The sequence below is a fragment of the Bacillus sp. FSL M8-0025 genome, assembly GCF_037975475.1.
Lineage (GTDB): Bacteria > Bacillota > Bacilli > Bacillales > Bacillaceae > Bacillus > Bacillus subtilis.
In genome coordinates this window covers 1,961,321-1,987,852 of sequence record NZ_CP150258.1, presented here as the reverse complement: position 1 = coordinate 1,987,852, position 26,532 = coordinate 1,961,321, and the positions used below count along the sequence as shown (strand labels likewise).

21 protein-coding genes, 1 tRNA gene and 1 pseudogene are annotated in these 26,532 nt (G+C 42.8%); 16 read left to right on the top strand and 7 right to left on the bottom strand.

Going from position 1 to position 26,532, the window contains the following annotated elements:
- Positions 1-11: 11 nt before the first annotated feature.
- From MKX38_RS09885 to MKX38_RS09865, 5 genes and pseudogenes are all read left to right on the top strand, one after another.
- The gene (locus MKX38_RS09885) at positions 12-1,475 is read left to right on the top strand and encodes an FGGY-family carbohydrate kinase (RefSeq protein ID WP_339189330.1); all 1,464 of its coding nucleotides are present in this window, start codon (positions 12-14) and stop codon (positions 1,473-1,475) included.
- Positions 1,476-1,568: 93 nt separating this feature from the next.
- Positions 1,569-2,813, top strand: a complete 1,245-nt coding sequence (locus tag MKX38_RS09880; protein ID WP_110109404.1) for an MFS transporter — start codon at positions 1,569-1,571, stop codon at positions 2,811-2,813.
- 189 nt (positions 2,814-3,002) lie between these two features.
- The gene (locus tag MKX38_RS09875; RefSeq protein ID WP_029318086.1) at positions 3,003-3,833 is read left to right on the top strand and encodes a lipase family protein; all 831 of its coding nucleotides are present in this window, start codon (positions 3,003-3,005) and stop codon (positions 3,831-3,833) included.
- A 24-nt stretch (positions 3,834-3,857) separates the two neighbouring features.
- Positions 3,858-4,685, top strand: a pseudogene (locus MKX38_RS09870) (lipase family protein); the annotation flags it as partial.
- On the top strand, positions 4,674-6,179 hold the full coding sequence (locus MKX38_RS09865; RefSeq protein WP_339189414.1) for an arylsulfotransferase family protein: 1,506 nt from the start codon (positions 4,674-4,676) through the stop codon (positions 6,177-6,179). The pseudogene MKX38_RS09870 and the gene MKX38_RS09865, both read left to right, overlap by 12 nt.
- A 156-nt stretch (positions 6,180-6,335) precedes the next feature.
- Here MKX38_RS09865 and MKX38_RS09860 read toward each other — a convergent pair whose 3' ends face one another.
- The 3 genes from MKX38_RS09860 to MKX38_RS09850 form a co-directional block, all read right to left on the bottom strand.
- Positions 6,336-6,869 (bottom strand): GNAT family protein, encoded by a 534-nt coding sequence (locus MKX38_RS09860; RefSeq protein WP_339189328.1) that lies wholly within the window; start codon positions 6,867-6,869, stop codon positions 6,336-6,338.
- 43 nt (positions 6,870-6,912) lie between these two features.
- Positions 6,913-7,683: a hypothetical protein gene (locus MKX38_RS09855; RefSeq protein ID WP_339189325.1), complete on the bottom strand. Its 771-nt coding sequence runs from the start codon at positions 7,681-7,683 to the stop codon at positions 6,913-6,915.
- A gap of 70 nt (positions 7,684-7,753) precedes the next feature.
- A complete protein-coding gene (locus MKX38_RS09850; RefSeq protein ID WP_032721975.1) occupies positions 7,754-8,059 on the bottom strand; it encodes a DUF948 domain-containing protein in 306 nt (101 codons plus the stop codon).
- Positions 8,060-8,211: 152 nt separating this feature from the next.
- On the opposite strand from MKX38_RS09850, the gene MKX38_RS09845 reads away from it, so the two are divergent.
- The 4 genes from MKX38_RS09845 (at position 8,212) to proB (ending at position 11,741) form a co-directional block, all read left to right on the top strand.
- Positions 8,212-8,928 carry a 3-ketoacyl-ACP reductase gene (locus MKX38_RS09845; RefSeq protein WP_032721974.1) on the top strand — a complete coding sequence of 239 codons (717 nt, stop codon included), beginning with the start codon at positions 8,212-8,214 and terminating at the stop codon, positions 8,926-8,928.
- 291 nt (positions 8,929-9,219) lie between these two features.
- Positions 9,220-9,588 carry a replication termination protein gene (gene rtp / locus MKX38_RS09840; RefSeq protein WP_003220337.1) on the top strand — a complete coding sequence of 123 codons (369 nt, stop codon included), beginning with the start codon at positions 9,220-9,222 and terminating at the stop codon, positions 9,586-9,588.
- A gap of 147 nt (positions 9,589-9,735) precedes the next feature.
- A complete protein-coding gene (gene proC, locus MKX38_RS09835; protein ID WP_080530059.1) occupies positions 9,736-10,629 on the top strand; it encodes a pyrroline-5-carboxylate reductase in 894 nt (297 codons plus the stop codon).
- Complete coding sequence (gene proB, locus MKX38_RS09830; RefSeq protein ID WP_317680679.1) at positions 10,626-11,741, top strand: glutamate 5-kinase; 1,116 nt, start codon at positions 10,626-10,628, stop codon at positions 11,739-11,741. The genes proC and proB overlap by 4 nt, the downstream gene beginning before the upstream one ends.
- A 50-nt stretch (positions 11,742-11,791) precedes the next feature.
- Here proB and gltC read toward each other — a convergent pair whose 3' ends face one another.
- Entirely contained in the window at positions 11,792-12,694 is a 903-nt protein-coding gene (gene gltC, locus MKX38_RS09825; protein WP_004399246.1) for a glutamate biosynthesis transcriptional regulator GltC, read from the bottom strand.
- Positions 12,695-12,840: 146 nt separating this feature from the next.
- On the opposite strand from gltC, the gene gltB reads away from it, so the two are divergent.
- Positions 12,841-17,403, top strand: a complete 4,563-nt coding sequence (gene gltB / locus MKX38_RS09820; protein ID WP_339189317.1) for a glutamate synthase large subunit — start codon at positions 12,841-12,843, stop codon at positions 17,401-17,403.
- A gap of 16 nt (positions 17,404-17,419) precedes the next feature.
- Positions 17,420-18,901 carry a glutamate synthase small subunit gene (gene gltD, locus MKX38_RS09815; protein ID WP_014479972.1) on the top strand — a complete coding sequence of 494 codons (1,482 nt, stop codon included), beginning with the start codon at positions 17,420-17,422 and terminating at the stop codon, positions 18,899-18,901.
- Positions 18,902-18,957: 56 nt separating this feature from the next.
- Here gltD and MKX38_RS09810 read toward each other — a convergent pair whose 3' ends face one another.
- Positions 18,958-19,947, bottom strand: a complete 990-nt coding sequence (locus tag MKX38_RS09810; protein WP_069322618.1) for a zinc-binding dehydrogenase — start codon at positions 19,945-19,947, stop codon at positions 18,958-18,960.
- Positions 19,948-20,074: 127 nt separating this feature from the next.
- Between MKX38_RS09810 and yofA the strand changes: the two genes are divergently transcribed.
- A complete protein-coding gene (gene yofA, locus MKX38_RS09805) occupies positions 20,075-20,932 on the top strand; it encodes a LysR family transcriptional regulator YofA (RefSeq protein WP_339189313.1) in 858 nt (285 codons plus the stop codon).
- 101 nt (positions 20,933-21,033) lie between these two features.
- Here yofA and ggt read toward each other — a convergent pair whose 3' ends face one another.
- Positions 21,034-22,797, bottom strand: a complete 1,764-nt coding sequence (ggt, locus tag MKX38_RS09800) for a gamma-glutamyltransferase (RefSeq protein ID WP_339189311.1) — start codon at positions 22,795-22,797, stop codon at positions 21,034-21,036.
- Positions 22,798-22,981: 184 nt separating this feature from the next.
- On the opposite strand from ggt, the gene MKX38_RS09795 reads away from it, so the two are divergent.
- The 3 genes from MKX38_RS09795 (at position 22,982) to MKX38_RS09785 (ending at position 24,198) form a co-directional block, all read left to right on the top strand.
- The gene (locus MKX38_RS09795; protein WP_003231472.1) at positions 22,982-23,212 is read left to right on the top strand and encodes an excisionase family DNA-binding protein; all 231 of its coding nucleotides are present in this window, start codon (positions 22,982-22,984) and stop codon (positions 23,210-23,212) included.
- 315 nt (positions 23,213-23,527) lie between these two features.
- Positions 23,528-24,073 carry a site-specific integrase gene (locus MKX38_RS09790; protein WP_003231473.1) on the top strand — a complete coding sequence of 182 codons (546 nt, stop codon included), beginning with the start codon at positions 23,528-23,530 and terminating at the stop codon, positions 24,071-24,073.
- Positions 24,074-24,125: 52 nt separating this feature from the next.
- Positions 24,126-24,198: transfer RNA gene (locus tag MKX38_RS09785), tRNA-Arg, on the top strand.
- Positions 24,199-24,291: 93 nt separating this feature from the next.
- Here the strand turns inward: MKX38_RS09785 and iseA are convergent.
- On the bottom strand, positions 24,292-24,837 hold the full coding sequence (iseA, locus tag MKX38_RS09780) for a DL-endopeptidase inhibitor IseA (RefSeq protein ID WP_004399558.1): 546 nt from the start codon (positions 24,835-24,837) through the stop codon (positions 24,292-24,294).
- A gap of 285 nt (positions 24,838-25,122) precedes the next feature.
- Between iseA and MKX38_RS09775 the strand changes: the two genes are divergently transcribed.
- Complete coding sequence (locus MKX38_RS09775) at positions 25,123-26,514, top strand: MATE family efflux transporter (protein WP_339189310.1); 1,392 nt, start codon at positions 25,123-25,125, stop codon at positions 26,512-26,514.
- Positions 26,515-26,532 lie beyond the last annotated feature (18 nt).

The window sequence follows — 26,532 nt, the reverse complement described above, 5'->3', positions numbered from 1 at the left end:
AGGCTAACAGAATGAAAAAACAAAAAGGCTATCTCGTTTTTGATATTGGCACAGGCAATGCGAGGGTAGCGGTCATGAGTGTAACTGGCAGTGTTCTAACAGTTGAACGGGAGGACATCGTGTATTCCACAGAGACGCTTTACCCGGACAGCCGTTTTTTTTCTCCTCAGGTGCTGTGGAAGCAGGTGATGAATTTGGCAAAACGTGCGCTATCCCGTTCGCATGATATTGACATCATTGGTTTGACATCGACGAGCCAAAGACAGGGGATTGTTTTGATTGATCAAAACGGCGATCCTTTTCTCGGGCTGCCGAACATCGATAACCGCGGCCGAGAGTGGGAGGCGGGCATTCCTGATCGGGAAGAGATATACAGCCGCACAGGCCGCATGCCAACCGCACTTTTTTCTGCGCTCAAGCTTTATGGATTAAAACAGCGCCAGCCCTCTTTATGGGAAAAGACTGCAAGCTTTACAAGCATCAGTGATTGGGTGACGTACCAACTGAGCGGAATATTAACATATGAACCATCACAGGCAACAGAAACCCTGCTATTTGATGTGAAGCAAAACACTTGGTCAGAAGAGATGTGCGACATTTTCGGCTTTTCTCCATCTATCCTTCCGCCTCTTGTAAGAGCGGGAACAGCAATTGGAACGATAGCAAATGAATATGCATCCGAATTAGGCCTTTCAATAAATGCTAAGGTTATAGCAGGGGGCGGGGATACACAGCTAGCTGTCAAAAGCACCGGAGCTGGACTTGAGGACATTGTCATTGTATCAGGGACAACAACGCCAATAACCAAAATTACTGCGGATCATGGCGACACAAAACATAAAGCCTGGCTGAACTGTCATACGGATCAAGGGCATTGGCTTGTGGAAACGAATCCGGGAATTACCGGCTTGAATTATCAAAAATTAAAACAGATTTTTTATCCGAATGAAACGTACGAAGTAATGGAGGAGGAGATTTCTGCACTTGCAAAAGAAGACCATGCATGTGTAGCGGCTCTCGGCTCTTATTTATCGGCTGAAAAGAATGCGTTAACGAGAGGCGGTTTTCTTTTTGATGCCCCGCTGTCAGCACATTTAAAGAGGGCACATTTTGTACGTGCAGCGCTAGAAGAGATCGCATTTTCAATCAAATGGAACTTTGACATTTTAACAGAGGTTACTCCGTTTGAACGTGACTATGTTTGGGTGTGCGGAGGGGGATTCCAAAGCAAAGCGCTCACTCAATATATCGCGGATCTTCTTCAAAAAAAGGTCTATGTCCAAGAGGGATATCATCAGGCATCTGTCGTCGGTGCTGCAGTCATTTGCAATGAAACCTTTCAATTAACGGAGGATATGTCAGCAAATGTCCGGGTGATCGAACCGAAGGACTGTCAGATAGAATTGGCTTTATATGAGGAATGGAAGCAAACACAGCGCTTTTTTTCAGGATCAGAAAGCAAAGTATTAATTTAAGACGGCATTTCTGCTGTTTTGAGGAATCATTTAATTTTCAACTTTAATAAGGTAATACGGTAATGAATATTAGCATCTAAGGAGGAGACAGATATGTTGGATAAAATAGGAATACCGAAGCGGCTTGCCTGGGGATTTTTAGGGGTTGTTTTGTTTATGATGGGAGATGGCCTTGAACAAGGCTGGCTCAGTCCTTTTTTGATCGAAAACGGGCTCACCGTTCAGCAGTCCGCTTCCATTTTTAGTATATACGGAATTGCGCTTGCTATAGCTTCCTGGTTTTCGGGTGTATGTCTCGAAGCATTTGGCGCAAAACGGACGATGTTTATGGGGCTGTTGTTTTATGTGATCGGTACAGCTGCTTTTATCGTATTTGGATTTGAACAGCTGAACCTGCCAGTGATGTATGTGACTTACTTCGTAAAAGGGTTAGGTTACCCGCTTTTTGCTTACTCTTTCTTGACATGGATCATTTACAGAACACCGCAAAGCAAACTGAGCACTGCTGTCGGCTGGTTTTGGATAGCATATTGCCTCGGCATGTTTGTGTTCGGCGCTTGGTACTCAAGCTACGCGATCAAAGCGTTCGGTTATTTGAATACGCTTTGGAGCTCTATTTTCTGGGTATGTCTCGGTGCATTCTTTGCATTGTTTATCAATAAAGACCGTTTTGAAAAGAAGAAAAGAAAAAGATCAGAAACAGCCGAGGAGCTTTTAAAAGGGGTTACGATTTTATTTACAAATCCGCGCGTGCTTACAGGCGGAATCATCAGAATCATCAACAGCATTGGTACATATGGTTTTCCAGTCTTTTTGCCGATGCACATGGCCCAGCATGGAATTTCAACCAATGTGTGGCTGCAAATTTGGGGAACGATTTTTCTGGGGAACATTGTGTTTAACCTTATCTTTGGTATTGTCGGCGATAAATTCGGCTGGAAAAATACTGTTATTTGGTTCGGCGGAGTCGGCTGCGGCATTTTCACCGTCTTATTATACTACGCACCTGTTTTCTCCAGCGGAAATTTAGCGGTTGTCAGCGTGATCGGCTTTATTTGGGGCGGTTTGCTGGCAGGCTATGTGCCGATTGGTGCAATTGTGCCGACGGTGGCAGGAAAAGATAAAGGGGCAGCCATGTCTGTATTGAATTTGGCTGCAGGTTTATCAGCGTTTGTCGGCCCCGCACTCGCTTGGCTGTTCATCGGTCTCGTCGGTGCGCAAGGCGTCGTCTGGATCTTTGCGGTCCTTTACGTTGCGAGTGCAATCATGACGAAATGCATTCATATACCTGAAGAAAAAGCAGTAAAGGAGGATACATCTCCTCAATATGCATCTTAAGTAGAAAGCGCCCCTGCAACAGGGCGCTTTTTGTCTTTTTACATTTTCTTTTATTCCGTCATTAAGTAACTTCCACGTTTCTTTACCCATATCCCCGTTCATATCACCATCATTAGCAATTCCGGGTTTTCATTCATATTGTACCATTAACATCATATTTACCTATATTAAGAAAGGGATTGCGTATATATGGTTTCTTTAGATAAAAACAATATTTTTAATAGCAAAGCCGCAATATTTCTTGCAGCAATGAGCTATCAGACATATCCATTCTTTTTAGAAGGGAAACTTACCTTACCAGAAGGCTTTAAACTTCGATATACCATTCGTGCTTTTGCTGACGTAGAGAATCCTATGGAAGAGGTATTCGGTTTTATTGCCGAGTCACAAGATCAAATCGTTATAGCGTTTAGAGGATACGCAGCATATCCTAAGGATCTTTTAGCATCCTATGACATATTTCAAGTTCCCTATCCCTATGTTAAAAATGGCGGGAAAACGTCTCGTGGATTCACATGTCTTTATCAATCAACAAGAAACAATTTAATCAGACAAATAAATAAACTTTCTACGTCAAAAAAGCTGTTTGTTACCGGGCACAACTACGGAGGAGCTTTGGCAACGTTAGCTGCTTTAGATATTGCTGCGAACACTGGGTTTAATCATCCTTTCTTGTATACGTATGGCAGTCCGCGTATCGGTGACCCTGTCTTTGCTTCCCAATTTAACAAAGTGGTGAAAAATAGTATACGAATTGTAAATATTCATGACTCTTTTCCAACTTTCCCAGCAAAAAAGTATCCACCACCTTTTACGGAGGAAGGATTATACTATCACCATGTAAAAACAAAGTATCCAATCTCTTTTCAATTGAATAATACGCCGCGCAATGATGCGATTGCTTGTTATTTTAAATACCTTAGTAAAATGAATCCTGATTTCTCCGAAATATTATGCGATAAAAATCCAGGGTTTTGTCCCGATCCTGACATGTGTACTCCGTTTCGAGGAACATGCTAGGAATAAAAGAAAGGAGCTGCTCGGATGAATCACTCAAGCTTATATTATATGTTTAACCGTGAGGATTCGATATTGCTATCGGCCATGATCTATCAGTCATATCAACTCTTTGAAAAGGAACCGCTTGTCTTGCCAAAAGGATATAGCCTTCGATATACCATACGAGCTCTTGCTGGTGTTGAGGATCCGGAAGCTGAAGTATTTGGTTTTATTGCCGAGTCACAAGATCAGATCATTGTAATTTTTAGAGGAACCCGAACATTTAAGGACAATGAGTCGGACCAAGACTTATATCAAGTACCATATCCGTTTGTCAGAAATGCAGGAAAAACCCATCGTGGATTTACATGTCTTTATCAATCGACAAGAAATGAGCTGATCGGGGAATTAACCAAGCTTTATGCAGCAAAAAGATTATTAGTCGCAGGCCATAGTTTAGGAGGAGCTTTAGCCGTGTTAGCCGCTTTTGATATTGCGGTGAATACCCGATTTAAAAATCCTTTTGTGTATACTTATGGCAGCCCTCGAGTCGCTGACCCTGTCTTTGCGTCCCGGTTCAACCAAACGGTAAAGAATAGTATTCGTATTTTCAATATCCATGACATTATTCCCACCTTGCCGGATCAAGCATATCCGCCTCCATTTACAAAGCAAGGATTATTCTATCAGCATGTAGACAAGAAGGTAACGCTCTCTTTTCAGCTGAACAGTTTACCTGTTCGCAATCATGAGATTGTCTGTTATTTTAAAAACCTCAGCCAACAAAATCCTGCCTTTGCCAAATCATTATGTGATGAAAACCCGGGATTCTGTCCCGATACGGAATTATGCGTGCCATTTATGGGGGGATGCGGTGATAAGGCATCCGCAAATCATTCAAGCTCACAAGAATGGAACTTTGTTTCGGCTCCTACCCTGCATCCTATGAAGGTTTCTATAAATGTCAACAAGCCAGGGACAGCACCCGGCTTAATATTCGTTGCACCCTATACTGTGTTCGGCGCGACTATGATTGGGCAAACAGGTGCATTGATCATAGATCAAGCTGGTAACCCAGTATGGTTTAGACCTCTTGATAGTAGATTTACACAAAATACGGACTTTAGGGTACAATCCTACAAAGGGGAACCCGTTCTTACCATGTGGCAAGGAACAATATCTGGAACTCAGTCTAAAGATCCTAATCTCCCGGCGGGGGATCCGGAACCTGGAGCTTTTTTTCAAATCATCAATCAGAATTATAAAGTGATTAAGAAACTCACCGCCAAAAAAGGATTTACCTCTGATGTTCACGAGTTTACGATTACAAAGCAAGATACGGCTTTGTTTACTGCTGTGAAACAAGTGCCAGCGGATCTCACAATGTATGGAGGTCCGGCAGATGGGTACTTTGACAATTATTCCATTCAAGAAGTAGATCTTGAGACAGGAGAGCTTCTTTTCTTCTGGGATGTGCTTGCTCATGTTAATCCGGATGACTCGATGTTACCTGCGTCATCCGCCACAAGCGCTAACAATATTTGGGACTGTTTTCACGTGAATTCAGTTGAGGAAGGGCCGAACAATACTCTTCTAATAAGCATGCGTAACATGTGGGCGATTTATTTGGTTGATAAAACAACAGGAAAGATTGTCTGGCAGCTTGGTGGCAAAAAAAGCGATTTTACTTTTGAGCCAAATGCAACATTTTCTTGGCAACATGATGCACGTTTTAGGTCTAGAACACGGATAAGTCTATTTGATGATGCTTGTTGTGCTTCTTCAAGCTCTCCGCCTGAGGGAGAGGCTCGTGGTTTAATCCTTCAACTTGATTTCCATAACATGACTGCAAAAGCAGATCGAACTTATTATCATGATCCAGCGCTGTATGTTCCAAGTCAAGGAAATGTTCAGAAACTATCAAATGGAAATCAATTCGTTGGATGGGGACAGGAACCGTATCTTTCTGAATATAGGAGTGCTGGTAATAATAAAAAAGATCCTTCGTTGAATTTGTTATATGATATGCAGTTTCCTGGTCAAAATCTTTCTTATAGGGCGTTTAAGGATAAATGGGTAGGCTTGCCGTTTTATCCACCCAGTATTGCTGTAAATCCATTATGTGAAGATGCAGCCATTGTTTATGCATCATGGAACGGTTCAACTGAAACTGTAGCCTGGAAAGTGTTAGCTGGTCCAGCACCTAACAAATTGTCTGAGGTGGGAACGGATGCTCCCCGAACCGGATTTGAAACAGATATTCTTGTTCATTCGATTGGGCCATATTTTCAGGTGAAAGCATTGAATTCTTCTGGCCAAACCATTGGTACATCACAGATCATTCATGCGGGGCAAGAAAAAGAATAAGCCTCTTCACTATATTTTGTGATGTGTTCTATCAGGCTATTTAGCATTTACTGTTCCATACTGGAGTCGGTGCAGAGGCTGGCTGCCCCTTCTATTTTGGGCAGTCACCAAGAAGAGGAAGGGAGTGTGCATACAGATTGAGAGAATGTCGTCCGTTCATTTGCTTGATTTTAAAATAGAATATACATGTGTATCGTTTGGAATTCCATTTTGATACATGTACTGTCTTAAAACGCCTTCTTTTTGAAACCCCATTTTTAGAAGCAGACGATTTGATGCTTCATTATCGGTAAATACAACTGCGCCAATACGCGACAGTCCAAGGGCAGAAAATCCGTAAGATACGACCTTTGAAATGACTTCTGATGCAAATCCGTTTCGCCAATGCTCCGGGATGATTTCATAACCGATTTCCGCGCGCCTATGCTTTTGGGCCAGAGCGTGAAAGCCTATTGTTCCGATCAGTTCTTTAGAGTCCCGTCTTTCAATTCCCCACCGTATACCGCGTTTTTCTTGATAGAGGGCAGCAAACGTTTGAATCATTGAAATGGCCTGTTCTATAGATTCCATGTTTTCAAGCCCATAATAGCGTGTCACCTCATCGTTTGAGAAACAAGCAAAAATGGCTTCCGCATCCTGATCTGTGATTTGCCTAAGTGTAAGCCGATCGGTTTCTAATATAGGAAACATTCAACCACTCCCCGCGTTTGTGTCTATGTTTATCATATCCCTTTTATTTCCTCTTTTCTATAGTGAAATCAACCAATGCAGCAAAGGAACGAATTTGTCTTTCTAGTTGCTCTTTGTTTTTGTTGAATTGTTTCAAACGATGGCCGTTCGCGCCTGATGGGTGGGGAAAGCCGTTAAGGCAAATCAAATTCTGGAGGCTGTGCTGTCTGATCAATGTTTCACACACTGTTTCGGCCGCTTTTCCTAACGGAATGAGAAGAGCTGGTCCCGTCACATGGTTAAGCTCTGCAGGGAAGTGCCCAAAAGCATAAGTGCTTAGGATAGGAGAATGAGTGATAGTCGGTTTGTATCCGGTATAGTTTTTTTGCTGGATAAAGACAGGATATTTAATAACGGAAGTTGTATGGAGCATATGCCGTAATTCTCCAAAAAGCTTTGCGGCGCTGTGAATGCCGAAAGCTTGCGGCAGCCCGCATAAATCCAGCATGGTGATAAGGTTATGTCTCATCGATCCGGAGAAACCCGCTGCTATTTTTGTGTCTACTACCATTTGCTCAAGAGTCCCGCCTTGCCGCAGGCTTTCGGCGGCTGTTTCGTACGCTGTCTTCATCTGGGAAAAACCAGGCGTGATCCCGGCAATCACAAGCGAGGCATCCCGATTGATAAATTCATTATGAGGTGAATAGTAGATGCCAAGTTCGTTTTCTTGATGGAGACGAAATGGATCAGTAAGTAAATCGGACTTTGTAAGTGAAGAGGGAAGAGAATGTAGTTTTTCTGCGAACTCTTTTAAGCAGCTGCGGTTTATAATCATGTGTAAGCCTCCTCGAAAAATGAGATCCCATTTGTCCATTCTGATCGTAACAACGGGATCTCATTCATCCTTATCTGCTATTAAAATGTCCTGCCTGCCACACCTCTTTGACTGCTTGGGGAACTTCTTTCACTTCAGCTGCTGTCTGCTGAAACGCGTATTTTTTCATTTGGACATCATGCTGAATCTTCTTTTGTTTTTGCGTCAGCAGCTCTGCTTCTGTTTTTAATCCCTCGATTTGTTTTTGCATAGCCTGCGTAACAGAAGTGAGCTCCTTTAGTGCGGGGTCTATTTTTTTCTTGTTTTGGATCACATTAAACCCTAAAAATATGATAGAAATAGCCAATACTGCCAGGCTGATATAAACAATAACCATATGTTCACTCCTTTTTTCTTTTGTCATTACCCTGTTTCCGCTTTTTTAATCCAAAGAAATGATGATTGCACAGTTCGTTTGATTTGCGTATTGGATTTATTCTACTTATAATGTGATATCGTACATAGGTAAACAAAGAAAGGGTGCTTCAATTGCAAAGTTTACAAAATAAAACCGCTTTAATCACAGGCGGAGGCAGAGGGATCGGCCGTGCTACAGCTCTTGCTCTTGCGAAAGAAGGCGTAAATATTGGGTTAATCGGCCGGACTGCCGCTAATGTTGAAAAAGTGGCAGAAGAAGTCAAAGCGCTTGGTGTAAAAGCTGCATTTGCTGCTGCAGATGTAAAAGATGCCGAGCAGGTTAACCAAGCCGTCGCTCAAGTGAAAGAACAGCTTGGTGATATCGATATTCTCATTAATAACGCGGGAATCAGCAAATTTGGCGGTTTCTTAGATCTGTCAGCCGATGAATGGGAAAATATTATACAAGTCAACCTAATGGGTGTGTATCATGTGACTCGCGCGGTGCTTCCGGAAATGATCGAACGCAAAGCCGGAGACATCATTAATATTTCATCTACAGCGGGCCAAAGAGGAGCTGCTGTAACAAGTGCTTACAGCGCTTCTAAATTTGCCGTTCTCGGGTTAACAGAGTCTCTTATGCAAGAAGTGAGAAAACATAATATCAGAGTCAGCGCGTTAACGCCGAGCACTGTCGCTAGTGATATGTCTATCGAATTGAACTTAACAGACGGTAATCCTGAAAAAGTTATGCAGCCTGAGGATCTTGCTGAGTACATGGTGGCACAATTGAAATTAGATCCTCGTATTTTCATCAAAACAGCGGGATTATGGTCAACAAATCCTTAAAAATGAAAACCTGTCTTTCGACAGGTTTTTTTATTTGAATGAAATTCATACCGGCATATGCAAATCTGACAATCGTTTTAAATTGAAGCTGGCAGTGAATGCAGGCTATAATAGAACTAAGAAAACTATGTACCAAATGTCCAGTCGAAATTTATTTTTTCCGCTACACCTATAATCAGTAAATATGAAATGATTGGACTATCAGTCTTTAATATAAAGAAGGAAAACAATAAAAGAAAATTGAATATTTAGTACATAGTGTTGTCAGTGACAGAAGAAGGAGTGCATATGATGAAAGAAGAAAAAAGGAGTTCAACAGGCTTTTTAGTGAAACAGCGCGCATTTTTGAAGCTTTATATGATAACGATGACAGAGCAAGAGAGACTCTATGGGTTAAAGCTGCTTGAAGTACTTCGGTCTGAATTTAAAGAGATTGGTTTTAAACCAAATCATACAGAAGTATACCGGTCTTTGCATGAGCTTCTTGATGACGGGATACTAAAACAAATTAAAGTAAAAAAAGAAGGGGCTAAGCTCCAGGAAGTCGTCCTCTATCAATTTAAAGATTACGAAGCCGCCAAGCTATATAAAAAACAGCTGAAGGTAGAGCTGGATCGCTGTAAAAAACTGATTGAAAAAGCTCTCTCAGATAATTTTTAATAGAAACAAACACCCGGCGCAGCAGTGTGAACCGGGTGTTTTCTGCTTTTCATTATACATATTTGTCGAAAAGAAACAATACAAATCAATGATGACCTTCAAACTTGACATCATTTCCTCACGTGGTAACATTTTAAACGTGTGAAAATGCGAACAAAAAAGCGAACAAAGGAGATGTTACCGATCTTTGATCAAAAGAAAGTAGCCTTTATAGGAGCAGGATCTATGGCGGAAGGAATGATATCAGGTATCGTTCGTGCCAACAAAATCCCGAAACAAAACATCTGCGTTACAAACCGCAGCAATACAGAGCGATTAACTGAACTTGAACTTCAATATGGCATTAAAGGCACCTTGCCGAACCAACTATGTATTGAAGACATGGATGTGCTCATTTTGGCAATGAAGCCAAAAGACGCCGAAAACGCTCTGTCATCACTAAAATCACGTATTCAACCCCATCAATTAATATTGTCGGTCCTTGCCGGCATAACTACCTCTTTTATTGAACAATCATTGCTTAATGAACAGCCGGTTGTCAGAGTGATGCCCAACACTTCCAGTATGATTGGCGCTTCTGCAACAGCTATTGCCCTTGGCAAATATGTGTCGGAAGACCTGAAGAAGCTGGCCGAAGCATTGCTCGGATGCATGGGCGAAGTCTATACAATCCAAGAAAATCAAATGGATATATTCACCGGAATTGCAGGCAGCGGCCCCGCGTATTTTTATTATTTAATGGAATTCATTGAAAAGACAGGCGAGGAAGCGGGCCTCGATAAACAGTTATCTCGAAGCATCGGCGCACAGACACTTTTAGGTGCCGCAAAAATGCTCATGGAAACAGGAGAACATCCTGAGATCTTAAGAGATAATATCACGTCACCGAACGGAACGACAGCAGCGGGGCTGCAAGCCTTGAAAAAAAGCGGCGGCGGAGAAGCGATTTCTCAAGCAATAAAGCATGCGGCTAAGCGTTCAAAGGAAATCAGCGAAGATATCGAAAAAACTGCAGCGCCGCTATCAGGAGTGATAAAGTGACGCCTGATACAAGCATGAAAAGAGTCGTTGTGAAGATTGGAAGCAGTTCATTAACAAGCCTTCATGGAGAAATCAGCATTCGAAAATTAGAAGCGTTGGTCGACCAGGTCGTCAAACTCAAAGACGCCGGTTATGAAGTGATTTTGGTTTCCTCAGGCGCAGTGGCGGCAGGATATCGGAAGCTCGGATTTATCCAAAGGCCCGAGAAGCTTCCAGAAAAACAAGCATCAGCTTCAATCGGTCAGGGATTGCTGATGGAGGCTTATTCAAAGCTGTTCTTGGCACACGGCTATGTCGCATCCCAAATTTTAATTACGAGAAGCGATTTTTCTGATGAATATCGATACAACAATGTCAGGAATACAATGAATGTACTACTCGAGCGCGGCATTATCCCGATCATAAACGAGAATGACACAGTTACTGTCAATCGGCTCAAGTTTGGCGACAATGATACGCTCGCGGCAAAAGTCGCAGGTTTGATTGATGCAGATATGCTTGTGATTTTATCAGATATAGACGGATTATATGACGGCAATCCGCGCACTAATCCAGAAGCGAAAAGGATACAGCGGGTGAGTGAAATAACACCTGACATCGAAGCATGCGCAGGTGACACTGGGAGCATCGTTGGCACCGGCGGCATGCGCTCTAAGCTTGATGCGTTTAAAATCGTAATGGCGTCTGGCATTAAAGGTTTCCTAGGTCAGGCAGATGCTGGCGATATTTTATACCACGCCGTTCATGAACAGGCGGAAGGCACCTATTTTGAAGCAGAAGGAACGCTTCCGTTGAATCAAAAGGAGCAATGGATCGCTTTTAATTCCGGCCCGGAAGGTGAAATGATTTTATCAGATGATTGTTCACGAAAAATAACAAACGGCCAATCGAGTTTATACCTGGACGGTGTACAGAAGATTAAAGGGAAATTCAAAAGCGGTTCAGTTGTTCGGCTGATGAATTCAAAAGGGATGGAAATCGGCCTTGGAATCGTCAATTACTCTTCTGTACAGCTTCAAGAACCGGAAAAGAAAAAGGAACTGACAAACAGAGCTCTAATTGATCAAGAAGCCTTTGTTTGCCATGTGGATTTTTCTTTACCTGTAAATTAATTTGCAGAAAAAAACCCGAAGCTTCTATATAGAAGCTCGGGTTCATTTTTTTATTGATACTGCTCCAGCTTAGAGAAAAATTGAATGACAAACTCATAAAAATCATTCGCAGAAGGCGCAAGCTCTCTATTTTTCGGTTTAATGATTCCAACAGTCCGTTTTACTTGAGGGAACTCAATTGGAATTTTCACAGTAAAACGAGGTGTTGTTTCAGCAAAAGTACTTTCAGGCAGAAGGGTAACGCCCATTCCTGCGGACACTAACCCTTTGATAGCATCCAAATCCTCACCCTCCGTGGAAACGAGAGGAGCAAAGCCTGCTTGTTTGCAAGTATCAATTGCCATCTCTCTAAGTACAAATCCTTCCGGGAACAATACAAATTGGTCGTTGCGCAAATCGATTAAATGAACCGTTTTTTGTTTAGCAAGCGGATGATTTAATGGAACAAGCGCGTAAATTTTTTCAGTAAATAATATTTTTCCCGTTATGTCAGAGAAATTCGTCGGCACCGGTCCTAATAAGGCCAGATCAATATCGCGGTTTCTGACAGCTTCAATCAGAAACTTATAGGAGCCTTGGCGCAGCAAAAATTCGACGTGCGGATATTCTTCTTTAAACGCTGAAATGACAGTCGGCAAAAGCTGGCTGGCGAGGCTTGTAGGAAAGCCGATCTTTACCGTTCCGCGATGCGGGTCAAGATACTCATCAATTTGCTCTTTCGCATAATCAATGGCTTTCATCGCCGTTTTCACATGAATCAAAAATTCTTTTCCGATTGGCGTGAGTTTGATATTTCTCCCTTCACGCTCAAATAAGGTCACATTTAATTCTTCTTCAAGATTGGCAATTTGTCTGCTGATTGCTGATTGGGCCACATGCAAATGATCAGCGGCTTCTGAAACGTGTTCTCTTTCAGCCACCTCCATGAAATAACGCAGTTGGCGCAGCTCCATGTTTGTCTCACATCCATCTATCTCATTTTGAGATTCTTTTGATCTAAATTATATATTGTTTATATCGTTTTGAAAACCTACAATGATTATAGAGTTGTTAGATTTTATGACCGGTATTATCGGAAATTGATCGGGGGAGAGGAATTATGACGTACAATCAAATGCCAAAAGCTCAAGGTCTCTACCGTCCTGAATTTGAACATGATGCATGCGGAATCGGCCTATATGCACACTTAAAGGGCAAGCAGACTCACGACATTGTCAAACAAGGACTTAAGATGCTTTGCCAGCTAGATCATAGAGGAGGGCAAGGCAGTGATCCGGATACAGGAGACGGAGCCGGCTTACTGGTTCAAATCCCTGATGCTTTCTTTAGAAAAGAGTGCAAAAACATCAATCTGCCAGAAAAAGAACGTTACGGGGTAGGAATGGTCTTTTTCTCACAGAAGGAAGATGAAAGAAAAAAAATTGAAAAGCAAATCAATGCACTAATTGAACAAGAAGGCCAAGTCGTTCTTGGATGGAGAACTGCACCTGTAAATGTCGGAAAAATCGGAACAGTGGCGCAAAAAAGCTGTCCGTTTGTCCGTCAGGTATTTATTGGCGCAAGTTCTGATCTAAAGGACAATTTATCTTTTGAACGAAAATTGTATGTCATTCGTAAACAGGCTGAAAATTGGGGAGTAACGGAAGGTCTTGATTTTTATTTTGCCAGTCTTTCAAGCCAGACCATTGTTTACAAAGGCCTTTTAACACCTGAACAGGTTGATGCATTTTATTCTGATCTGCAAGACGAAGCATTCGTTTCTGCTTTTGCGCTTGTTCATTCACGCTTCAGTACCAATACATTCCCTACATGGGAAAGAGCGCATCCTAACCGCTATTTGGTTCACAACGGTGAAATTAACACCCTTCGCGGAAATATCAACTGGATGAGAGCACGTGAGCAGCAATTTGTTTCTGAAAGCTTCGGTGAGGACTTAAACAAGATTTTGCCGATTCTCAATGCTGATGGCAGTGACTCTTCCATTTTGGATAACGCATTTGAGTTTTTTGTGATGGCTGGACGCAAACCGGCACATACGGCAATGATGCTCATTCCAGAGCCTTGGACGGAAAATACGCATATGTCCAAGGAAAAAAGGGCGTTCTACGAGTACCATAGCTCCCTGATGGAGCCTTGGGACGGACCGACAGCTATTTCATTTACTGACGGTAAACAAATCGGGGCGATCCTTGACCGGAACGGTCTCCGTCCGGCCCGTTATTATGTCACAAAAGATGATTATATTATTTTCTCATCTGAAGTAGGCGTTATTGAAGTTGAACAGGAGAACGTTTTATATAAAAACCGCCTTGAGCCTGGGAAAATGCTTTTAATCGACCTGGAAGAAGGCCGTATTATCTCCGATGAGGAAGTCAAAACACAAATTGCAACTGAGTATCCGTACCAAAAATGGCTTGAAGAAGAGCTTGTACAAGTAAATCCTGATCCGGAGTCAAGAGAAGAAGAACAATTTAGTGATCTTCTTACTCGCCAGAAGGCATTCGGATACACATATGAGGATATCCAAAAGTATCTAATTCCTGTTATTAAAGAAGGCAAAGATCCCCTTGGTTCAATGGGGAATGACGCTCCGCTTGCTGTACTTTCTGACCGAGCGCAATCGCTGTTTAACTACTTTAAACAGCTGTTTGCACAAGTAACGAACCCGCCAATCGACGCGATTCGTGAGCAGCTTGTCACTTCAACGATGACTTGGCTCGGTGCGGAAGGCGATCTTCTTCATCCAAGTGAACGAAATGTTCGCCGGATTAAACTGTATACACCTGTTTTATCCAATGAACAGTTTTACGCATTGAAAACGATTGTTCATCCTGATTTAAAAAGCCAAAAAATTGATGTGCTGTTTTCAGAGGATCTTGAACGCGGTTTAAAGGACATGTTCACACAGGCAGAGAAAGCCATCAGCCAAGGCGTAAGTTTGTTAATTTTATCAGACAAAAAGATGAACGAACGACTGACACCAATTCCGCCGCTTCTGGCAGTAAGCGCACTGCACCAGCACTTAATCCGCAAAGGGCTGCGTACGAAGGTCAGCATTATTGTGGAATCGGGAGAAGCACGTGAAGTGCATCACTTTGCAGCGTTAATCGGTTATGGCGCAGATGCGATTAACCCTTATCTCGCTTATGCGACCTACAAGCAGGAAATTGATGAAGGCCGTTTGGATATCAGCTATGAAGAAGCGGTTAGCAAATATGGAAAAAGCATTACTGAGGGCGTCGTAAAAGTGATGTCCAAGATGGGAATTTCAACTGTGCAAAGCTACAGAGGCGCACAAATCTTTGAGGCGGTAGGAATCAGCCGCGATGTGATCGACCGCTATTTCACAGGTACTGCATCACAGCTAGGCGGCATCGATTTACAAACAATTGCAGAAGAGGCACAGCGCCGCCACCGGGAAGCGTATCAGGATGATTACAGCAAAACGCTTGAACCGGGAAGTGACTTCCAATGGAGAAATGGCGGAGAGCATCATGCGTTTAATCCGAAAACGATTCATACTTTGCAATGGGCGTGCCGCAGAAATGATTACAATCTGTTTAAACAGTATACAAAAGCGGCTGATGAAGAACGCATCGGATTTTTGCGGAACTTGTTCGCATTTGACGGAAACCGCAAGCCTTTGAAGTTGGAGGAGGTTGAATCCGCTGAATCGATTGTCAAACGTTTTAAAACGGGTGCGATGTCATTCGGGTCCTTGAGTAAGGAAGCGCACGAAGCTTTAGCAATCGCAATGAACCGTCTTGGAGGAAAAAGCAACAGCGGTGAAGGCGGAGAAGATCCCAAACGCTTTGTTCCAGATGAGAACGGCGATGATAGAAGAAGTGCGATCAAACAAATTGCATCTGGACGGTTTGGTGTCAAAAGCCATTACCTCGTCAATGCTGATGAGCTGCAGATTAAAATGGCTCAAGGTGCTAAGCCGGGTGAAGGCGGGCAGCTTCCTGGCAACAAGGTATATCCATGGGTTGCCGATGTCCGCGGGTCAACGCCAGGTGTCGGATTAATCTCACCTCCGCCACACCATGACATTTATTCGATTGAGGATTTAGCCCAGCTGATCCACGATTTGAAAAATGCCAACCGTGACGCAAGAATCAGCGTAAAGCTGGTGTCAAAAGCAGGTGTAGGAACAATCGCTGCAGGTGTTGCCAAAGCGACTGCAGATGTCATTGTGATCAGCGGCTATGACGGAGGTACAGGCGCTTCTCCGAAAACCAGTATTAAACATACAGGGCTTCCGTGGGAGCTTGGCCTTGCAGAAGCACATCAAACACTAATGCTGAACGGACTTCGTGACCGTGTTGTATTAGAAACAGACGGAAAGCTCATGACGGGCCGCGACGTTGTGATGGCTGCCTTGCTCGGCGCCGAAGAATTTGGTTTCGCAACGGCTCCGTTAGTTGTACTCGGCTGTGTCATGATGCGTGCCTGCCATTTGGATACATGCCCTGTCGGTGTAGCGACACAAAATCCAGAGCTTCGCAAAAAGTTCATGGGAGATCCTGACCATATTGTGAACTATATGCTGTTCATTGCCGAAGAAGTTCGTGAGTACATGGCTGCGTTAGGCTTCAAGACATTTGATGAAATGATCGGCCGCACTGATGTACTTCATGTAAGTGAACGGGCAAAGGAGCACTGGAAAGCAAGCCAGCTTGATTTGTCTACCCTTCTTTATCAGCCTGAAGGGGTGCGGACGTTCCAATCGCCGCAAAATCATAAAATTGATCAATCACTTGATATTACAACAATTCTCCCGGCCGTACAAGAAGCCATCGAATCTGGAAAAGAAGCTGATATTTCGATTGAAATCAATAATACAAATCGTGTAGCCGGAACGATAACCGGCAGTGAAATCTCAAAGCGTTACGGAGAAGAAGGTCTTCCTGAAGATACAATCAAGCTGCACTTTACCGGATCAGCCGGCCAAAGCTTTGGAGCTTTCGTTCCTAAAGGGATGACGCTTTATTTGGACGGAGACTCAAATGATTACGTCGGAAAAGGGCTTTCTGGCGGAAAAATCATCGTCAAGTCACCAGAAGGATTCAACTCTGCTTCGGATGACAATGTCATTATCGGCAACGTGGCTTTTTACGGTGCGACAAGCGGAGAAGCATATATTAACGGGCGTGCTGGTGAACGCTTTGCCGTTCGAAACAGCGGTGTGAACGTAGTTGTAGAAGGCATCGGCGACCACGGCTGTGAATACATGACTGGCGGCAGCGTTGTCGTTCTCGGTGATGTAGGCAAAAACTTTGCGGCAGGTATGTCCGGCGGAATCGCTTATGTACTGACCGAAGATGTCAAAGCGTTTAAACGCAAATGCAACCTTGAGATGATTTTATTTGAATCATTAGAGGATGAGAAAGAAATCCAGCAAATCAAAGCAATGCTTGAAAGACATACTGCGTATACAAACAGCCAAAAAGCAGAAGATCTGCTAGATCAATGGGAAGACAGTGTGAAAAAATTCGTCAAAGTCATTCCGAAAAACTATAAACAAATGCTCGCAAGCATCGAAGAGCAAAAAGCTGCAGGTTTATCAGATGAAGAAGCCATCATGTTCGCTTTTGAGGCCAACACGAAGCCAAAGCAGAATACAGCAGCATCGGGACAAAAACAAGCGGTAGTACAGTAAGGAAGGGGAGAGGAACATGGGGAAACCAACTGGATTTATGGAGATCAAACGAGAAAAACCTGCGGAGCGGGACCCTCTCACTCGCTTAAAGGATTGGAAAGAATATTCTGCTCCTTTTTCAGAAGAAGCATCGAAACGGCAAGGGGCGCGGTGTATGGATTGCGGTACACCGTTTTGCCAGATCGGTGCGGACATTAACGGATTTACATCCGGCTGTCCGATTTACAACTTAATTCCTGAATGGAATGATCTTGTCTACCGGGGCAGATGGAAGGAAGCATTGGAACGTCTGTTGAAAACAAACAACTTTCCTGAATTCACAGGGCGGGTATGTCCCGCTCCTTGTGAAGGATCATGCACTTTAGCGATTTCAGACCCGGCCGTATCAATTAAAAACATCGAGCGGACCATTATCGATAAAGGATTTGAGAACGGCTGGATTCAACCTAGAATTCCAAAAAAACGAACAGGCAAAAAAGTTGCTATCGTCGGGTCGGGCCCAGCCGGACTGGCGAGTGCTGACCAGCTGAATCAAGCGGGGCATTCTGTCACTGTTTTTGAGCGCTCAGACAGAGCGGGCGGCCTTTTAACATACGGCATTCCAAACATGAAGCTTGAGAAGGGCATTGTAGAACGCCGAATTAAATTGCTGACGCAAGAGGGAATTGATTTTGTCACGAACACAGAAATCGGTGTTGACATTACAGCTGATGAGCTAAAGGAGCAATTTGATGCTGTGATCTTATGCACAGGCGCTCAAAAACAGCGGGACCTCTTAATTGAAGGACGCGACTCAAAAGGAGTCCATTACGCAATGGACTACCTCACACTTGCAACAAAAAGCTATTTAGATTCTAATTTTAAAGACAAGCAATTCATTGATGCCAAAGGGAAAGATGTCATCGTAATCGGAGGCGGAGATACAGGAGCTGACTGTGTGGCTACCGCTCTGCGTCAAAAAGCCAAAAGCGTGCACCAATTCGGCAAACACCCGAAACTTCCGCCAGCCCGCACGAATGACAATATGTGGCCTGAACAGCCACACGTCTTTACGCTTGAATATGCATACGAGGAAGCAGAAGCAAAATTCGGAAGAGATCCGAGAGAATACTCCATTCAAACGACAAAAATGGTCGCGGATAAAAACGGAAAGCTGAAAGAGCTTCATACCATCCAAATGGAAAAAGTGAAAAATGAGCATGGAAAATACGAGTTCCGCGAGCTGCCTGGAACGGAAAAAGTATGGCCTGCTCAGCTTGTCTTTATCGCTATCGGCTTTGAAGGCACAGAACAGCCGCTGTTGAAACAGTTCGGTGTTGATTCAGTAAATAACAAAATCAGTGCAGCATATGGGGATTATCAAACAAATATCGATGGTGTATTCGCCGCAGGGGATGCAAGAAGAGGGCAAAGCTTAATCGTATGGGCGATTAATGAAGGCCGTGAAGTGGCGCGTGAAGTGGATCGATATTTGATGGGGAGTTCAGTTCTTCCGTAAATAAAGGGGATTATCATATAAGAGAAACCGGTCTGGCTGCCAGCCGGTTTCTTTTTTTATTCCATTACGATCCCGATGTTTCCAAACTGTCTGCCTTCCTGCATTCTTTTATATGCTTCACATGCTTTTTCTAAAGGATATATCCGGTCAATTACAGGCCGCAGCTTATGTTTGTCAATGAAAGCGAGCATAGCTTGAAATTCCTCACCGCTTCCCATCGAGGTTCCCAAAACATTGACCTGAGGAAAGAATAGAGAACGCACCGGAAAACTGAGATTATCCCCTGAGCTTGCCCCAAAGCTGACAATACGGCCATTTGGTTTTACATGGCGGAAGTATTCCGAAAAGAGGGCAGGTCCTATGCTGTCAAGAACAACATCCGCCTTTTTTCCCTGCAACTGCTCATCCCAATTGCTGTAGCTGTCAAATGCGTAATCAGCACCTAATTTCAGCGCCTTTTTTCTTTTCTCCTCACTGCGGGAGGTCACGCTTACTGTTGCCCCAATCGCCTTAGCCATAAATAAAGCGTAGGTTGCTACACCGCTGCCGATGCCGGGTATCAATAGATGCTCGCCTTTTTTTAATTGCCCCTTTGTAAACAGAGCCCGATATGCAGTTAAAGCGGATAAAGGTAAAACGCCCGCTTCTTCCCAAGATAAATAAGCAGGTTTTTTGATTGCATTTTGTGAAGGAATGATCACATATTCAGCAAGTGTTCCGTCCGAAGGACCTCCCAGAATCTCAGGTACAGGTGGAACATTTTCTGTCAAATTCCAGTTCAATGTCGGGAAAATGACTACTTCTGTCTGAACAGTAACATTTTTCACGCCTTCACCAATCTCTTCGATGATACCCGCGCCGTCAGAACCCAGTATCATGTGAGGATCTTGTTCAGATTTGTTTTTCATAAGAAACAAGTCACGATGATTCAGGCCTGCAGATTTTAATTTAACCTTTACCTCTCCGTATCCAGGCTTTGTTGATGGAACGTCCTGAACTGATAACCCCAGAAGACCGGCTTTTCCGTTGTGAATTACAGCTTTCATGCTGTCTGCCTCCTCATTAATTGTATTTTCATATCTTTACATATTTTACATAGCGGTTTTCTTCGAGTAAAATGAACAAATATGATAGCCAATATCACTTTTCATCATAGCAAGCAGGTGAGAGCGCGTGGAAAGCGGAGATTTAAAGATTTTTCAGGCTGTTGCTCGCGAAGGAAGCATAACGAAAGCAGCCCAAATGCTGAATTATGTTCAGTCGAATGTGACAGCCAGAGTGCATAACCTTGAGGAAGATTTGAATATCAGGCTTTTTCATCGAACGAATCGGGGAATGAAGCTGACTGCTGCAGGAGAAAATCTTTTACAATATGCAGATCAAGTATTATCGCTGTTAGACCAAGCTGAAAAATCGACCCGAATGAGCAGGCAACCAAAAGGGCCTTTGCGGATCGGATCACTGGAAACAATGGCGGTAACGCATCTGCCTGAGCATGCAGCATCCTTCCTCAGGCGTTTTCCTGAAGTGGATTTATCAGTGAACACAGCTGATACGCATCATTTGATTCAACAGGTTCTTGATCATAAAGTTGATGGCGCTTTTGTATATGGGCCGGTTGAGCACGCTGCAGTTAGACAACTCCATGTCTCCCATGATGAATTAGTTTTGATTTCATCACGAGAAGGGACGGCAGAAGACATGCTTCAGCAGCCGATGCTCTTTTTTGGGGCTGGCTGTTCTCATCGTGACAGGGTCAAAAGATTACTAGAGGAAGCAGACATACACAATCAAAAAATCATAGAGTTTGGCACATTGGAGGCTATTATAAAAGGTGTTTCCGCTGGGATGGGTACGGCGCTGCTCCCAAAGTCCGCTGTTGACTGCTCCGAGCATCGTACAAATGTATGGATTCATCAATTGCCACCAGCATATCAAGACTTAGAGATCGTCTTTATATACAGGAAAGACTTTTTTATTACGAGTGCGTTTCAGACATTTCTTGATGAGATAAACGAAATGAAAAGATGAAGATAGACGTGCATTAGCAGAATAAAGACGTTTGTCAGTTTTTATTTTAAAGATCTGCATGAAAAAACTGTACTCATTTGAAGCGAGTACAGTTTTTTAATTTATTTACGTTTTAAATTAATGCCGATCGCCGCTCCGTTTCTGCTTGAATCAGCTACACCTTTAAAGGTGCCGTTTTCATGGTCGATCGATATGCTTTGCACGTTTCCGATATCCACCGGACTTGTGCCGAATTTGTGGCCCATCCCGTTTAGCTTGCTGAGGACATCTTTAGGAATTCCGTCTTCGTAACGGTAAGAGCTCATACTGTTTGTGTAAATTCTCGGCTCTTCAACAGCTGCTTTTAATTCCATACCATATTCAATGTGGTAGAGAATGGTTTGCAAAACGGATGAAATAATTGTAGCCCCGCCAGGAGATCCAACAGTGAGGACAGGCTTGTCATCCTTAAATAAAATCGTCGGGGTCATGCTGCTTAAAGGCCGTTTGTTTGGCTGTACTTCGTTAGCTCCGCCTGGTATCGCATCAAAATCCGTTAATTCATTGTTTAGGATGACACCGTAATCAGGGACCATAATACCCGTTCCAAACAACTGTTCGATTGTTGTTGTATAAGAAACAACATTTCCCCATCGATCAGCAACTGTAAAGTGGGTTGTTTGGCCTTCTACTTTGTCTTTCGGCTGTTCAACTTGTTTATAGTTTGCTGATCCTTCTTGGTATTTCCAAGGGTCACCGGCTTTCGGTTTTTTATTCACTTGATCTAGGTTGATTAATTGCTGGCGTTCTTTAATATAATCGGGGTGAAGCAGGCCTTTGAGAGGAACATTTACAAATTCGGGATCACCTGCATAAGACGCACGGTCGGCATATGACAAATGCATCGTTTCAGCAAGCAGCTGATATTTTTCCCATGAGCGGACATCGTATTGTGAAAGGTTAAAATCATCAAGGATTTTTAGCATTTGCAATAAGAAAATACCGCCGGAGCTTGGAGGAGGAGTAGTAGCGATTTGATAGCCTTGATAGTCTCCCCAAATCGGTTCATCAATTGTAATGTCGTAATTTTCTAAATCTTTTTCTGTCATTGATCCGCCGAAATCCTGGACAGTGTCAGAAAGCGTCTTGGCGAATTTTCCTTTATAAAAAGCGTCAGTGCCTTTGGAGCGAATAAGCTTAAATGTTTTAGCCAAATCCTTTTGAATAAGGGTATCTCCTTCTTTAAGCGGTTCGCCATTTGGTAAAAATACATCTTTTGCGGCAGTCCGTGAAAGCTTTTCCTGATAATCAGAAATGGCCTCTGCCAACACCGAATCAATCGGAAAGCCTTTTTCAGCGAGTTTAATAGAAGGGGTAATTAATTGCTTCATCGAACGGGTTCCCCATTTATCCAAGGCTTCTTCCAGCCCTTTCAGAGTGCCTGGAACACCAACGGCAGTACCTTTTGTTACACGTTCAGAGAAAGGAATTGCTTTGCCGTTTTCGTCCAGAAACATATCAGGAGTTGCGCCTGCTGGAGCACGCTCACGGCTGTCGATTATCGTTGTATCCTTCGTTTTTCCGTCATACACCATCATAAAACCGCCGCCGCCAATACCTGACATCATCGGCTCTGTTACATTGAGTGCAAATTGAATGGCAACCGCTGCGTCAATAGCATTTCCTCCTTTTTTCAGCACATCAGCACCGATTTCAGAAGCAAGAGGATGTGCGGTCGCAACCATGCCGTCTTTTCCAACATCTACTTGTTTGTACTCATCGTAGCTTTTGGGCGGTTTTTTAGCTTCCGCGTGAAAAGGGACACTTCCAGCGACTAACAGAACACTAAGCAGAGCTGTTAAACAGACGTTCCACGTTCTTTTCATGTTCTCCCTCCTATATGAAGCTGTATTGTTACAATCTTAGCGTAAAAAAATTACAGCGTTTTCACAAGTGACAAATGGTATATTATATAGTGCATAATGCCGTTTTTCTGTGCAAAATTGATTATATTGATATGAGCCATGTGCTATATTAGAATCAGCATACGGATTAAGAAGGGACTGCTATATGTATTTAACGATTGAAGAAACAGCAGAATATACAAATCTTTCAGAGGATTATATTAAAAGCTTGGTGCTCGAAGGGAAAATCAGAGCCGTTCATGACGGAGAGCAATTTTTGATTTATAAAGAGCAGTTCAAAACGCATCTCGAACAGCTGGAGAATTACAAAGCACTTGTGCAGGAAATATTAAATGAACCAATCCCGGAAGATATTGATGTAAAGGATGAGGATTAGGACACAATTTGAAATTGTGTCTTTTTTTGTATATTTTTGCGGAAGCTCTAGAAAATTAGGAGTGTCAGATTTCGTTTTAAGAGGTTTTTTGATGATTAGTAGGGGGATAAGTATCCAAGAGGTTAAAAGCTTTATAAGAGGCTTTAAAGCTTATTTTATAGGGTGAAGGTTGGAAGAAGCTTTTTTAAAAGCTTATGTAACACTATGTATATTATGTTACATAAACGCCGCCGCACTTTGACATTCAACGTTTTTCAGCTATAATAGTAACATAGACCTCAAAACGTTACATAACGGTTTTTAAGGAGTTTTTTGATGCATATTGTACAGCCGATTCGCAGTCTAGAGAAAATCCAAGAAGTCAAACAGTATTTGCTTAACAAAAACAAGCGGGATTATTTTCTGTTTATTTTCGGCATCAACAGCGCGCTCCGCATTTCTGATATTCTGCCGCTGCAAGTGAAGGACGTTCAAAATAAAGATCATTTATGGGCGACTGAAAGCAAAACGAAAAAGAAAAGAAAGATTCTTATTTTAGAATCGCTGAAACAGGAAATATACGAGTATACGAAAGACATGAAGGAAAACGAATATCTTTTTAAATCAGTGCGGACCAGGAAGCCGATTTCCCGCATTCAGGCCTACAGAATTTTAAGAGAGGCCGCTGCGGCGTGCGGACTTGAGGAGATAGGGACGCATACACTCCGGAAAACGTTTGGCTATCATTTTTATCAGCGAACGAAAGACATCGCCGAGCTGCAGAGAATACTGAATCATTCATCACCATCAATTACAATGCGGTATATCGGTATTGATGAAGATACAACTAGAGCCGCATATAAGGTTTTTGGAGGGCTTTAATACAAATCGCTTGAAAATATTGATCATCAGAGCTACTATATAAATACCAAAAGCTCTAGTAGCACAGCGGATAGTGCAGCAGTTTCCTAAACTGCAGGTCGGGAGTTCGAATCTCTCCTAGAGCGTTATATTCACAAAAAGACAACAGGCACTTTTCGCCTGTTGTCTTTCTTTATGCAGACCAAATAAAAAACGCCCGCTTATCCCGGGCGTTTTTCTTATATAACTGCGTCAAATTGATTGACTTTCCATTTTTTATTTTCTTTCACAAATGTCACTTTCCGTTTTGCAGAAGGGGATCCGTCTAATGTAGGGACGGTAAATTCGTATGTGATTGTGCTGCCTTTTTTAGAGATCAGTTTAGCAGTTGATTTTTTCCAATTCAAAAGATTGTCTCCGTCACCGATTGGAACAGCAAGTTTTCCTTTTGAAACAGTGAAATGATAATCTTTAAAGCCTTTTTCGATTGCTGTTTTTGTAAAAATAGGAGTTAAGTAATTCACCGCTTTTGCTTTAGTGCCTAGATCACTGCACATGTATACATATTGAAGATTTTGATACTCGAATGTGCCTGATGGGCAAACAGCTTTTTTCACCTTCGGATTGTGGCCGCTCATGGTGTTCCAAAAATGTTCTCTAGCGGATAATGCCAACTGTAATGCTTGTTTTTGTGATAAATCGCCTGATGTATTTTTCGCAAATGCATTTGTGCTTAATGACAGAATAAGTGCAATGGTTGTTAGAAATAGAAGACATTTTTTCATTATCGCTCTCTCCTTCAAAATCTCTTTCTCTTATGTTACAAATGTTACAATAATTACGGATAGATTACAATACTTTTGCATAAATTATTTTTTATTCTTTTACTCACAAAAAATACGCCATTACTTGCTAGTTTATTCTTCATAAGCTAAAAAGATGTGTAAAATTAGAAGAATCGGGAAGGGTTTCATATGTGAAGTGATGAATAATAACATGTTACATATCCTGTTTTTGTCAAAAAATGAGGGCATGTTTAAAAACGATTTCAAATAAAGGAGTCCTTTAATATGGAAACATCACAAGAACCTCTTGTAACTCAAAAGAAAAGCAAACCATCAGTTTGGCGGTCGATGTCACTCTTTTTAGTGCCGCTTCTGCTGAGCAATGTGCTGCAATCAGTCGGCCAGCTAGTCGGGATGATGGCTGTAGGCAGATGGCTCGGTGTTGATGCAGTGGCAGCTGTATCATCCTTTTTCCCGTTATTTTTTCTTTTAATCTCATTTACGATTGGGATCGGTTCAGGAAGTTCGATTCTGATCGGACAAGCTTACGGAGCGAAAAATGAGGAACGGCTAAAGGCTGTTGTCGGGACGACGCTCACGTTTACATTTTTATTAGGCGTTGTGTTAGCCGTTATCGGCAGTATTTTCACCCTGGATATCCTTCGTTTAATGGGAACACCTGAAAATGTCATTCATGTCAGCGCTAACTATGCACGTATTTTATTTTATGCTATGCCGTTTATGTTTTTATATTTTGCATATACTACCTTTTTGCGCGGAACAGGAGATTCCAAGACACCGTTTTATACGCTGATTGTGAGCACGATTATCAACATCGCGCTTTTGCCTGTTTTAATCCTTGGCATGTTTGGTTTTCCGAAACTGGGCATATACGGCTCGGCATATGCAACTGTCATTTCCACGATTGCGACTTTTCTCGTGTTAATGGTGTATTTACGAAAGCGAAAACACCCGCTGCAATTTGATAAAACAGTGCGCCGTTATTTGAAAATGGATAAGGAACTGCTGGTTCTCCTGCTGCGTCTTGGGGTCCCAGCAAGCATCAATATGATTCTTGTCTCATTATCAGAGATAGCGGTTATTTCATTCGTCAATCATTACGGCTCTAATGCAACAGCTGCATACGGAGTGGTCAACCAGGTGGCCAGCTATGTACAGATGCCGGCCGTCAGCCTTGGTATTGCGGTTTCTATTTTCGCTGCGCAATCGATCGGAGCAAACGAGTCTGACCGCTTAAAGCAGGTCATTCGCGTTGGGATTTGGCTGAATTATATCATTGGCGGCGTACTGATCATTCTGATCTATGTTTTTTCACATCAGATTTTATCGTTATTTTTAACCGAGCAAGAGACGCTTTACATTGCGCACCGTCTTTTGATGATTACATTGTGGAGCTATTTGCTGTTTGGAAATGCCCAAATTATTTCTGCAACGATGCGGGCAAGCGGAACGGTTTTATGGCCGACCGTCATCAGTATTTTTGCAATCTGGGGAGTAGAGGTGCCTGTCGCTTTCGTCCTTTCTCACTATACAAAGCTTGAAATACTCGGCGTCTGGGTTGGTTATCCAGCTGCGTTTGCCGTCAGCTTGCTGTTGATTTATGGGTATTATCAATTCGTCTGGAAAAAGAAACAAATCACACGTCTCATCCAATAGCCTCCGAATCACACCGTT